The organism is Daejeonella sp. JGW-45 (assembly GCF_029360805.1).
GTDB lineage: Bacteria > Bacteroidota > Bacteroidia > Sphingobacteriales > Sphingobacteriaceae > Daejeonella.
Window position 1 is genome coordinate 24002 of sequence record NZ_JARKNC010000002.1, and the last position, 12186, is coordinate 36187.

A 12186-nucleotide genomic window follows, 5' to 3' on the forward strand; every position below is an offset into this window, starting at 1 on the left:
CGAGCTCTCAGGGTTAACCAAAAAATGACCTGAATTGACCGATTGATGATTGATTGGTGATTGATTGGTGACTGATTGATAACCTTTATCACCAATTCCCGTTGCAGAAGGCGCTCGCTTTCTGCCGCTGACTGACGCAGGTTTGCATCTGAGAGATAACAGATTATTACCTGCTTCGTGTCTGATTCGGCGAGTTTTCGTGATTTTTTCGGTGGCCGCGCAATCCCCGCCGAACCTGACACGAATCTGTGCCGAACCTGTCACGGCGCTGATACGGCACAGATACAGCCAAAACCCGAAGCGCAGTCGAAGCCGACTCGAACAGTTGTCGAAGCCCACTCGAACAATTGTCGAAGCGCAGTCGAAGCCGTGTCGAACAAATTGCTTGATAGTTTAGATAAGGGTATTCTGTACGTACGGGTCCCCTACGCAGATATCAGTCCCCGTATCGTACCGGAAAACATGACTGATGAACAGGTATTATTCCTGACTGATATATTTCCTACCGGCTGGTCGGCCATAGACTGGGCACAGCTCAGAGGCGGCGAAGTAGTGGCCATATTTGGTTCAGGTCCCGTCGGACTTATGGCGCAGAAAGCAGCCTGGCTGAACGGTGCCAGCCGGGTAATTGCGATAGATCCCCTGAACTACCGCCTGGAAAAAGCAAGAAAGGTTAATAACGTAGATACCCTTAACCCCCATGAGGTAGACGTGATCGAAGCCATACGGGATATGACAGGCGGCCGTGGCGCCGACGTATGTGTTGATGCTGTAGGATTCGAGCCGGAGCGTACCATCATAGACCGGGTAAAGACAACTGTCAACTTTGAAAAGGGAAGCATAAAAGTTTTGGAGATGGCATTCCTCGCCGTCAGAAGGAGCGGTACCGTGAGTATCATGGGAGTATATGGAAGTACATATGATAATTTCCCCCTGCACCGGATCTTCGACAAGGGTCTGACCATCAAACAGGGACAAGCCCCGGTGCTGAACTATATCGATAAGCTGACCGGTCTGGTGAAAGATGAAAAGGTGATACTGGATGATATCATTACACATCGCTTGCCGCTTGCTGAAGCTGCAAAAGGATATGAAATTTTTGATAAGAAAGAAGATGATTGTGTTAAGGTGGTACTCAAACCATAAGATTACTAAATCCCCGGCCGTGAAACGAACAAACCGCGGTGATCATTGACGGGAACCAGCGGGACCAGACGGTTAAATGCGCTTAACACCGTGAACCCCAGGGATGCGTATCGCATCAATTTTATACGATTCCCCCACGGGAACTTTCATGTCTCCGAGCTCTATTTCATTTCTGCCAATGGAAGTGATATGATTAGTACCTACGATAAAAGATCTGTGTACACGCCGGAAAAGTTCAGCCGGAAGCAGGCCGGTAAGATATTTCATCGTCATGTGAGTAACGTAGTTTGCTTTTAACGTTTTGATGATGATATAATCCTTGATTGACTGGGCGCAGATAATATCTGTGTGCATGATCTTTACCATCTTCCCGTTTGCTTTAAAATAGGAATAGCCGGGCTGCGGTTCAGCGTCTGCCTGCTGCTTCAACAATTTCCGGATGCTGATACCAAGACGCTCAAACGTAACCGGCTTAAGGAGATAATCTACCGCGTTCAATTCGTAGCTTTGCACGGCATATTCAGAATAGGCCGTGATGAAAATCACGGCAGGCGGATCTTTTAGCGACCGGATAAAGTCGATTCCCGTCAGCGATGGCATTTGGATATCCAGGAAGATCAAGTCCACAGTTTCCTTGTGAATAATTTCAAAAGCTTCCAGCGCGTTGCTGCAAGTCTTCACGAGACTTAATTCCGGGATCCTGTGGATATGCTCCTGCAGCACCTGCTGTGCCAGCGGCTCGTCGTCAACTACTATACATCTGATCATCTGTTTTCACGATTAAGTTTAAACGCAGTTCATAAGAGCGCTCTTTATCTTCTATCTCAAGCGTGTACCTGCCCGGGTAAAGGATCTCCAGTCGCCTGACCACATTTTGGAGCCCGATACCTGTCTTCCCGCCCCTGCCCCTTGCGGGTTTACTATTTCTGATCTCCATAAACAGTTCCTTTTCTACGAGGCTGATAACGATGTAAACATAGCCATCCGAGGTTTCCTCACGGATACCATGCTTAAACGTATTTTCCACAAAGGGCAGCAAGAGTAAAGGCTCGATCAGCGCTTGAGCGATGATCCCCTGCGTCTCAAAGCTGATATCGATCTTATCCGAATGCCGCATGGCCTCCACCTCTACATAGTTTTTCAGGAAATCAACATCTTTCTGCAGGCTCACTATGTTTTGCGACGACTCATACAGGATATAACGCATCATTTCAGCATGTTTCGCCACTAAGGAAGCTGCTTTTTCCGAGCGTTGCAAGGTCAGCGCGTAAATATTGTTCAGCGTGTTAAAGAAGAAATGCGGCTGCAACTGCACCTTCAGGTACCTGAGTTCTGATTGCAGCTGTTGTTCTTTCAGATCACTGATCAGCTTTTCTTGCCTTGCCGACCGCGTAAAATACGCCAGGGCAGAAAGTACGATCAGCTCTCGCAGCATATACACACTGATGAAATGCCCCAGGTTGTATTTTATATCTATACTGTAGCGACTCGCCGCGCGCTGAACGATATTGGCCGGCAAGAACGACATATTGGAGATAAGCCAGTGCACGCCTATATCGTAGAAATTCGAGAAGACCAGGTACAGGACAAAGAAAAAAACGAACCGGAGGTATTTCTTGTTAAAAAGATAGCCCTGGATAACTACCTTATAGCAGATCCAGGGTGGGATCATTGTAATGATCCCGTAGAAGAGCGTCTCCCCCATGTTCAATTTATAAGGGTGGGGCTCGAAGACCTGCATTTCAATCGTCGTCAAAACAGGAAAGAGCAGGTAGTATATAATAAAGAAAGCGATCTCAATCCTTCCGTACTTGTCCCTAAAATAAGCTGATACCATAATAACCGTCAATATAAAGCCTTTAAGGACTTCCGGATGAGATCTCCACTCCTTTTTCGACAAACCCTGGATTTTTTTCGACAGAGCGGGCTCGTCTAATTTATGAAAGCCTCCGTCTAGTAACTTCTTCCATTCCTATTAAAGAAGCTAGGTTTGATCCACACCAAAAGAAAATACGATGAAAAAGACTCTTTTTATACTCCTGTCACTTACAATTTATAAGACTGTTTGCGCGCAGTCAAAACCTGATATAACGTTAACAATTAACGACATTATTGCTGAAGTACAAAAAGCACAGCAGGCGCTTCAGACTATCGAGTACACACTTCAGCGAACCGACACGCTCGTTACCGGCAATACAAGGATTATAACAGGAAAGGTTTTGTTGCAGATAATCCCGCAGGATTCTATCTATGGCTTTCATTTCTTTGCTAAACAAGATGGCGACAATTCTGAGCAGGTTTATGATGGGCATATCGCTTATCACACCGACCAGGACAAAAAACGTTACGAGATGTCGATCACTGGTGCTGGCTTTTCAAGGCTTGCCGGCACAGGCGGCGGCAGGGTTTTAATGCGCGACCTGGTTAAGATCGATACCTCTAGAGCCTCGAAAATCACCCTGGCACAGGATGAAAAATACTACTATCTGGCTATTCATCACCCCGACCTCACCGAATATGACGTGGTCAGGCGCCGCAAGACCATCACCATCGATAAAGCCAGCATGTTACCCGCAGCCGTCCGGGAGCATCAGGAGACTTTCGGTAAAACCCAGGATCTCTACTACCACATCACCGGGTTGAAGATCAACAAGCCGTTAAACTATAATTTCTCATCTCCACCCTTCTTAAGCGAATATACCCAGTTTATCCCCGCTAAGACCACTCATCCGGCCCTGAGTCTTGTGAATACGAAATCCCCGGCACTTGCACTGACCTCTTTTGACGGGAAAAAAGTCACCTCGAGCGATTTTAAAGACAAGGTTGTTCTGCTCGATCTTTGGGAGGTCTGGTGCGGCCCTTGTATTATTAACATGCCCAAAATGGAAAACCTTTACCAGAAATATAGAAGCAAAGGCTTCCAGGTATATGGTGTGATCAACGACCTCAAACAACTGGAGGCCGCCAGAAAGCTCATCAAAATCAAAGGCGTCACCTTCCCGGTATTAAGCGGCAGTTCCCAGTTTAAGAAGGATTTTAAATTCGATGGCGGGGTTCCTATGTATATTCTCATTGACAAAATAGGAATGGTCCGTTGGATCAATTGGGGGGAAGCAGCTGATATGGAAGAAGTGATCGTACGAGCGCTGCAATAGTTTAATAGTGATTTCCTTATAAACCTCTCCATATGTACCGAGGCTTTTTGAATCTTGAGAAAACCGTAAATAGCCTGCAGCTGGGGAATGGAGGCGGGCTTCGGTACGCTTCCCAGTCCTTTGCCAAGAGGAGCTGTCCCACTTTCCGCGGGATTAGAGGTTTGCGTCTGCACAGAAAATAATCAAAGACTTTTAATAAATTACAATGAACTTGGAATGGGAATTCCTATGAAACTACCGCGGCGACCTGTATTAAAATTAAAGCCCACAAAAACAGACTACTGGATAAAGGTCTTGGTGCTGCATTATTAATAACCATCTGGGCATAGCACCGGTAGTATCCGGCAGAATAAAGCCAGGAGCTACTTGCATGGAATACTTAGGATGACAACTAATTTGCGAGCTTGTATTCCTTGAGTAACTCTGAGGCGGGTAAATGTAATAATTTACTAAATTTCCGGATCATTGTGAGCGACAGAGGTTTTTTATAATTTAACACTTTGCTCACCGTACCCTTATCGCCATATATAGCTGCAAGATCGGCCGCCTTATAGCCAAAATCTTCCATACGTATTTTAATCATTTCGACCGGATCAACTTCAGGAACATCCCAAAGACTACTTTCATATTGAGCAATCAGATGAACAAGGAGGAGTTTTTCCTGATGCTCTTCTCCGGCGCTTGCATGCTTAATTTTTTCATACCTGGCAACAGCGTCATTATAATCTTCTTCGGTTTCAATTAAGAACCACTGTGGCTTCTTATTCATAATTTTAATTAATCATATTAAATTATCCCTGCATCAATTTTATCATAATCAGAATGAGTACCGATAAACCGGATCTCTACAATCTTATCTGCATAATCCAGTTCAATGATTAAACGGTACTTATTACCGGTAATTTTAAAACGGGCACGTTTTGCCGGTATAAGTTTAGCTTTCGGAAAGTCAGCTAAAATATCAGCTCCCTTTTCCCATTTAGCTTCTTCTACTATCTTTTTCCAGGTAGTAATACTGTTTGATGCATCGGCATGTTTCCTTACAAAATCCTGCAATTTCTTTTGATAGATGATAATCATCGCTTGTATATTCTTTTATCCATCGGCGATCTCTTACATCTTTTGTGATCCTGCATTTTTACACTTTACGGCGCTGTCCGGGGCCTTCCCGGTTTACTAATCAAAGATAAAATAAAGTTGGTAAAAAGGCAACTTTATTTTTGACGTTAAGCGGTTAATTTATAATATCCCCCTTATTATCTGCTAATTTTCTACGCCAGGCTTCCAGCTGCTCAGGTTCCGGTCGTACCCAGTCTGTTATTTCACCGACTATTTTTAACGGGTTTTCCGAACGATACGAGCGCGTTGGATTCCCTGGAAACTTTTTATCAGTAACATTGGGGTCATTTTCAAAATTCCCCGTTGGCTCAACGATATAAATGCGTTCCCGGCCAGTACCCTGCGCCAATGCGGCAGCAAGCCCTGCACCGTTTACCAATGCAGTAAAATAGATATGATTCATTGTAAGTTCTGCCTGGTAGTTAGAGCCGTGACCAGCTTTCAGTACATCACCAACCTGCAAGTCAGCTCTGGTTCCATGATAAAAGGGACCTTTGTCAGAAATTTTATATCTATACGAACCTGACAAGGCATAATTCTTTCTTGCTTCGGCCAGATCGCCCACCTCCTCACAGCATTTCCCGATGTTGAAATAAAGAGCCGGTAGAGCACTCGTAATGTTGTTGTCCTCCCATTTTAAGGCCGACTGCAGAGCTGCTTCGAGCCATTTTAATTGCCCGGAAACATCTTTCTGAACACGGGCTAGGTAATATGCACCAAGAAATTTCTCGAAATCATTAGTCGCTTCATCCCAGGCCTGAAGAAATAGCCGGCCTGCTTCTTCAGGTTTGCTTTTATCCTCAAGGTCCATACCCTGAAGACAGAGTTTTACTACATTATTAAATGGCGAGAATTCCATACCGCGGCTATGAGCGGTAATACTAATTATACAACAGGTACTTCTTCCTCATCTCCTTATACTGACTCAAGCCGGGCTCCCAACTCGCCCTGATCTCAGCCTCCGGCACCCCATCAATGATCTGCTGGCGGAATAATCCCGAACCGATCTGGATCTCGATATTATTCATTTCCTTGCTCAGCTTAGAGTCGAAGAATTTTTCTTTATATGGATGTGCTTTGTACAACTCCATTATAAACCGGAGGTTTATCTGCTTCTTTTTCCGTAATTGCTCCACATCGTAGTTGCGCAGGTCGAGTCCGTAGCAAACCTGGTTCATGAAAAGCGGCGTTTCTGCCATACCCTTAATGCTGGTTGGCGTATAGTTGAATTTATACTTGCCTTTCAGTTCCGGGCTGCCGAGAACAGTGAAGGGGAATTTGGTACCACGACCCAGATTAATGTAGGTCCCTTCAAACATGCAGGTAGAAGGATACAGCATAACAGCCTGCTGGGTGTTCAAGTTCGGCGAAGGGCTGACAGGCAGGGTGTAAGGCATATCATGGTTGTAATTAGCAACCTTAACGATCTTAAGCTTACATTTTACTCCATCTTTTAACCATCCCTGGCCGTTTGCCATTTGCGCAAATTCAGCCACTGTTAACCCGTGTGACATAGGGATCGGGAACATACCGATACCTGATTTATATTTCATATCGAGTACAGCGCCGTCAACCAGGTAGCCATTAGGATTAGGGCGGTCCAGGATAAGAAGTTCCTTTCCATTTTCGTGGCAGGCCTCCATCAGGCGGCTCAACGCGTTGATATTGGTATAAAAACGTACTCCTACATCCTGCAGGTCGTACACCATAACGTCAACATCAGCCATGTCCTCTTTGGAGGGCTTATTTTTTTTGCCGTATAATGAAATAACCGGGATGCCCGTTTTAGCATCTACTTCATCCTCCACATGCACGCCTGCACTGGCGTTTCCGCGGAAACCATGCTCCGGACCGAAAACCTTAACCACGTTCACACCCAGGCTTTGCAGGCTGTCAACCAGGTGAGTTTTCCCGATGATAGAAGTAAGGTTAGCCAGGATAGCCACGCGCTTTCCTTTCAGGTAAGGCACATATTCTTCCGTCTGCTCTGCACCGGTCCTGATCGGGTTTGCGGTGTTCGCACGCAATGCGTTTTGCGGGTTAGCAGAAGCGCAGCTGACGCATAAGGCTGCAAGGCAGATGATCAGATATTTCATAATAACGTATTTTGGGGCTAAGGTAAGATTTCAGGGCTTAATCGACAACCTCCTTCATGATCCCTGTTCGCCTGATACTTCGCCAACCTCTCTTATCATTCAACCCTCCCTGTAGCCGGGTCAGGACGCTCTCCCAAAAACTCGACCCAGGCCTTTTTGATACAAGGGTAATTCTTGGCGGCTTCCACCGAATTCATAAAGGCTACCAGGTTATCTTCAAAACGTTTTGTCAAGGTCTCATCGGCAATTTTCCCCTCGGGAGTGAGGGCCTTATGTGCTGTTGCCAGTGAAAACATGGAAGAGAAAAGGTTTGAACCAAGTTTCTCGAGCGGGACCCTCAGGGACCAGAGGCCGTGATTGGCCCCTCCCATTGAGGGTGACGCAGACATAAGCATGCCATGCTTTTCATTAAATGGCTGCGGTTTAAACCGCGATACCCAGTCGATGGTGTTTTTCAGGAAACCGGGTATCGAGCCATTGTATTCGGGCGATGAAATGATAAAGGCATCATTGGCTAAAATGCGCCTGTTAAGTTCTTCGGCTCCCGCTGGATGGAAACCGTCTACTTCCAGGTCCTGATTGAAGGACGGGCAATCAAAGTCACTCATACCGGCAAAATCGACCGTGCCGCCATGTTTTTCAATTACTTCTGCCGCTAATTTTGCCAGTTGGGTATTGTAGGAGGCCTTTCTTAACGATCCGGAAAAAACCAGGATCCGTAACGGCTCCTGTTTATCGGGCAGGGTGTGTTCTGTTTGCATTGTTTTTATATTTACATTTTTCAGCCGTGGCTTTTCAGTCACCTGATAAACCAGTTTGTGCAGTCTTTGTTCTCTGATTCTTTGAAGGAGCTTGGATAAAGATACAGATTGCAGTTGATTATACTCATTTTGAGGCAGGTATTCCGGCTTCAACTTCTTCAACACCAGGGCTATAAGAAAGCGCTCTGATCTGCCGTCTCCAAACCCGTATTTATCCCGCTTTTTCGTAGAACAAACCCTAACCCATTTTTGTAGTAATCATAGATTCATTATGCTTATGAAAAAGGAACCCACAAAATCAGCTAAAGCCACTACATCTACAAGTGGCAAACCCAGTCCGCCCAAAAAAACAACCGATCTGAAAAAGTCGGCGCCTGAATCCTCAGGCGATAAGCTTGATGATTTGGCCGGCAATACGGAATCCAGTGCGGGCGAAACCATGACCACCAACCACGGTGTACGCATTAACGACGACCAAAACTCTTTAAAGGCAGGCGACCGCGGTGCTACCCTGCTGGAAGATTTCATCCTGCGTGAAAAGATCACCCATTTCGATCATGAACGCATTCCGGAACGCATTGTTCATGCCCGGGGCGCTGGTGCCCATGGGATATTTACCTGCTACGAGTCCATACATGAGTATACCAGGGCGCATTTCCTGGGCGAGGCAGGACGGGAAACCCCTGTGTTCGTTCGCTTCTCGACGGTAGCAGGCTCACGCGGATCTACTGACCTTGCGCGTGATGTGCGCGGGTTCGCCGTAAAATTCTATACCCAGGAAGGCAATTTCGACCTTGTGGGTAATAATATGCCAGTATTCTTTATTCAGGATGCGATGAAGTTTCCGGACCTTATCCATGCAGCCAAGCCGGAGCCGGATAACGAGATCCCACAGGCAGCCACTGCTCATGATACATTCTGGGATTTCATTTCCATGATGCCCGAATCGGCACATATGATCATGTGGGCGATGAGCGACCGCGCTATCCCACGCAGTTACAGGATGATGGAGGGATTTGGTGTACACACGTTCCGGTTTGTGAACACAGAGGGAAAGGCCTGCTTTGTAAAATTTCACTGGAAGCCGCTTCTGGGCGTGCATTCAGTAGCGTGGGACGAGGCGCAGAAAATTTCGGGTAAAGATCCTGATTTCCATCGCCGCGATCTCTGGGACTCCATAGCAGCAGGCAACTTTCCGGAATATGAATTCGGTGTACAGATCGTGCCGGAGGAAGACGAATTTAAGTTCAGCTTTGACCTGCTTGATCCTACGAAGATCATTCCGGAAGAACTGGTACCTGTGAGACGTATCGGAAAGCTGACGCTTAACCGGAACCCGGATAATTTCTTTGCCGAGGTAGAGCAGGTTGCATTTCATGTGGGCCACGTAGTGCCTGGTATCGACTTTACGAACGACCCGCTCTTGCAGGGGCGCTTGTTTTCTTACACAGATACGCAGCTTATCCGCCTGGGTGGCCCCAACTTTCACGAAATCCCCATAAACAGGCCTATTGTACCGGTACACAATAATCAGCGGGATGGCTTTATGCGGCAAACCATTAACCAGGGTAAAACAAGTTATGGGCCGAATTCATTGTCGGACAATGCGCCCCTGCAGGCTACGGCTGCCGACGGAGGTTTTGTATCTTATAATGAACGGATCGACGCCCGCAAGGTGCGTGCACGAAGCAAAAGCTTTCTAGACCATTTCAGCCAGGCAAGGCTGTTTTTCAGAAGCCAATCTGAACCGGAGAAACAACATATCATCGATGCCCTCTCATTCGAGTTGGGAAAGGTGAAGACCATCGCCGTTCGTGAGCGCATGCTGGGCGTCCTGCACCAGGTAGACCCCGAACTGGCAGCCCCTGTAGCCCTTCACCTGGGCCTGGAGGTTCCTGAAGACCCGAAAAAGCTGAATTTCAGCGTTCCGGCGGATGCGGCCCCCGCCGACTACGAACCAGTCAAGGGCGCCATGAGCGAAGCTGGGACCTCTCCTGCGCTCAGTATGGCGGGCACAGTAAAAGACTCGATCCGGACACGGAAGATCGCATTCCTGACTGCCGATGGCGTGGACAGTAAATCGCTGGCCGCCATGAAATCTAAACTGGAGGGCGAAGCAGCCGTTGTAACCATCATCGCACCAAAACTTGGAATGATCCTGGCAGACGACCAGACAAAGATCCCTGCAGATGAGTCGTTCCTCACAGCAGCTTCAGTACTGTTTGACGCCGTTTTCGTGCCGGGCGGTGTGAAAAGCTCGGCTACCCTGGAAGCCAACGCCGATGCTATTCATTTTTTAAATGAAGCCTTCAGGCACTGCAAAGCTATTGCAGTTGATTCGTCGGCCCGGCCGGTGATCGATGCGACCTACTTCAGCAACAAGATCTCTGAAGACCCGTCTCCGAAATCGGCATTGGAAGAGGGGCTTATAATCGGTAAAACCTCATCTATTGGCGAAAATTTCATAAAAATAATAGCTTTACACCGGTTCTGGGACCGTGAGAAGTCTATGAAAGTTCCGGCTTGAAAAATGGAAATTACACCTGAAATTATAATCCATGCCGCCCGGCAAGGCCGGGCGGATATTCTTGAAGAGATCCTCAACACAGGTGCAAGCCTCGACGTGAGGGACGAGAAGGGCTTTACACCCCTGATAATAGCCTGTTACAGCGACCGCTATGATGCGGCTAAATTCCTTTTGGACAATGGTGCCGATGTCAACGCTGTCGACTATAGCGGCAATACCGCCCTGATGGGTGCGGCTTTCAAGGGTTACATTAAAGTTGCTGAACTATTGATCTTCCATGGTGCAAACCTCGAAATGCAGCACGGCAATGGCGGCACTGCGCTAATGTTCGCGGCGATGTTCGGCCGGAATGATATGCTTCGCTTGCTTCTTAAGCATGGAGCAAGCAAGGATGTGACCGACCAGCGCGGCTTTAGCGTTTACGATCTCGCTGCCCAGCAGGGCAATGTGGAAGGAATCGAGATCCTGGACGGAAAAGGGTAAATGAAATTTCCCCTGCGCCCCACCTAAGTTTTCACTAATATTGCCGCCGGATGAAGCATTGCGGTATTCATCTTCAACGACAATAAAAACATGGTGAATCCACAACTGATAAAGAAGTATAACATCTCTGTAGAGGGCAACCCGGATGCTGAACAGGTGATCATTTTTGCACACGGTTTTGGTACTGACCAGAACGCCTGGAAGGATGTAAAAGCTGCTTTTGCGGCTGATTACAAACTGATCCTTTATGATAATATCGGTGGCGGCAAGGCCGACATGGCTGCCTTCAGCCCGGTAAAATATACGAGCCTTTCAGTTTACGCTAACGATCTGCTGGCGATAGCTGAGGCTTTTGAATTAAAAAACGCGATCGTTGTGGCACACTCGGTAAGCGCCATGGTCTCTTTGCTTGCCGCACTTAAATCACCTCATCACTTTTCGAAGATGGTGTTCGTTGGGGGCTCACCGCGTTACCTGAACGACGGTGACTATTTCGGCGGGTTTACGCAGGAAGGACTCGACTCAATGTACGAGACTATGAGGACGAACTATTATGCCTGGGTGAGCGGCTTCTCTGCTGCCGCCATGGGGAATGCTGACAAGCCGGAGCTGGGTGAACAGTTTGCAGGCAAGCTGGGCGCCATCCGGCCAGACGTGGCGCTGTCGGTCGCCAAGGTTATTTTTGAATCGGATGTCCGTGAAAGGCTGTGGCAGATCGATAAAGAAATACTGTTGGTGCATGCACTTAAGGATATAGCTGTGCCGGATAACGTGGCGCACTACCTGAATGCAAATATCAGGGGTAGCAAACTGGTGTTTGTCGATGCCGAAGGCCACTTCCCGCATATCAGTGCGCCGGATGAAGTTACGGCTGCAATAAAGGATTTTATTTAAAGAAT

The 12186-nt window shown here is 47.3% G+C and carries 12 protein-coding genes; 5 read left to right on the forward strand and 7 right to left on the reverse strand.

Annotated features, from left to right (window positions below; all coding sequences use genetic code 11):
* Window positions 1-462: 462 nt before the first annotated feature.
* Window positions 463-1146: a zinc-binding dehydrogenase gene (locus tag P2W76_RS03465; protein ID WP_276346100.1), complete on the forward strand. Its 684-nt coding sequence runs from the start codon at window positions 463-465 to the stop codon at window positions 1144-1146.
* 72 nt (window positions 1147-1218) lie between these two features.
* Here the strand turns inward: P2W76_RS03465 and P2W76_RS03470 are convergent, their stop codons facing one another.
* Window positions 1219-1914: a response regulator transcription factor gene (locus tag P2W76_RS03470; protein WP_276346101.1), complete on the reverse strand. Its 696-nt coding sequence runs from the start codon at window positions 1912-1914 to the stop codon at window positions 1219-1221.
* Entirely contained in the window at window positions 1892-3046 is a 1155-nt protein-coding gene (locus P2W76_RS03475) for a histidine kinase (protein WP_276346102.1), read from the reverse strand. Before P2W76_RS03475 ends, P2W76_RS03470 begins: the two co-directional genes overlap by 23 nt.
* Before the next feature lie 115 nt (window positions 3047-3161).
* On the opposite strand from P2W76_RS03475, the gene P2W76_RS03480 reads away from it, so the two are divergent.
* On the forward strand, window positions 3162-4301 hold the full coding sequence (locus P2W76_RS03480; RefSeq protein ID WP_276346103.1) for a TlpA disulfide reductase family protein: 1140 nt from the start codon (window positions 3162-3164) through the stop codon (window positions 4299-4301).
* Window positions 4302-4692: 391 nt separating this feature from the next.
* On the opposite strand, the gene P2W76_RS03485 is transcribed toward P2W76_RS03480, so the two are convergent.
* The 5 genes from P2W76_RS03485 to P2W76_RS03505 all read right to left on the reverse strand — a co-directional run bounded on the left by P2W76_RS03485 (window position 4693) and on the right by P2W76_RS03505 (window position 8277).
* On the reverse strand, window positions 4693-5070 hold the full coding sequence (locus tag P2W76_RS03485; RefSeq protein WP_276346104.1) for an XRE family transcriptional regulator: 378 nt from the start codon (window positions 5068-5070) through the stop codon (window positions 4693-4695).
* 17 nt (window positions 5071-5087) lie between these two features.
* Window positions 5088-5381: a type II toxin-antitoxin system HigB family toxin gene (locus P2W76_RS03490; protein WP_276346105.1), complete on the reverse strand. Its 294-nt coding sequence runs from the start codon at window positions 5379-5381 to the stop codon at window positions 5088-5090.
* A gap of 154 nt (window positions 5382-5535) precedes the next feature.
* The gene (arr, locus tag P2W76_RS03495; RefSeq protein ID WP_276346106.1) at window positions 5536-6279 is read right to left on the reverse strand and encodes an NAD(+)--rifampin ADP-ribosyltransferase; all 744 of its coding nucleotides are present in this window, start codon (window positions 6277-6279) and stop codon (window positions 5536-5538) included.
* A 22-nt stretch (window positions 6280-6301) separates the two neighbouring features.
* Window positions 6302-7516, reverse strand: coding sequence for a DUF1343 domain-containing protein (locus tag P2W76_RS03500; protein WP_276346107.1), 1215 nt, complete (start codon window positions 7514-7516; stop codon window positions 6302-6304).
* Window positions 7517-7611: 95 nt separating this feature from the next.
* Window positions 7612-8277, reverse strand: a complete 666-nt coding sequence (locus P2W76_RS03505; RefSeq protein WP_276346108.1) for an NAD(P)H-dependent oxidoreductase — start codon at window positions 8275-8277, stop codon at window positions 7612-7614.
* A 277-nt stretch (window positions 8278-8554) separates the two neighbouring features.
* Here P2W76_RS03505 and P2W76_RS03510 point away from each other — a divergent pair, with 277 nt between their 5' ends.
* The 3 genes from P2W76_RS03510 to P2W76_RS03520 all read left to right on the forward strand — a co-directional run bounded on the left by P2W76_RS03510 (window position 8555) and on the right by P2W76_RS03520 (window position 12181).
* Complete coding sequence (locus P2W76_RS03510; protein WP_276346109.1) at window positions 8555-10804, forward strand: catalase; 2250 nt, start codon at window positions 8555-8557, stop codon at window positions 10802-10804.
* Between the two features lie 3 nt (window positions 10805-10807).
* Complete coding sequence (locus P2W76_RS03515) at window positions 10808-11287, forward strand: ankyrin repeat domain-containing protein (protein ID WP_276346110.1); 480 nt, start codon at window positions 10808-10810, stop codon at window positions 11285-11287.
* Window positions 11288-11377: 90 nt separating this feature from the next.
* Window positions 11378-12181: an alpha/beta hydrolase gene (locus P2W76_RS03520; RefSeq protein WP_276346111.1), complete on the forward strand. Its 804-nt coding sequence runs from the start codon at window positions 11378-11380 to the stop codon at window positions 12179-12181.
* The last annotated feature ends 5 nt before the right edge of the window (window positions 12182-12186 follow it).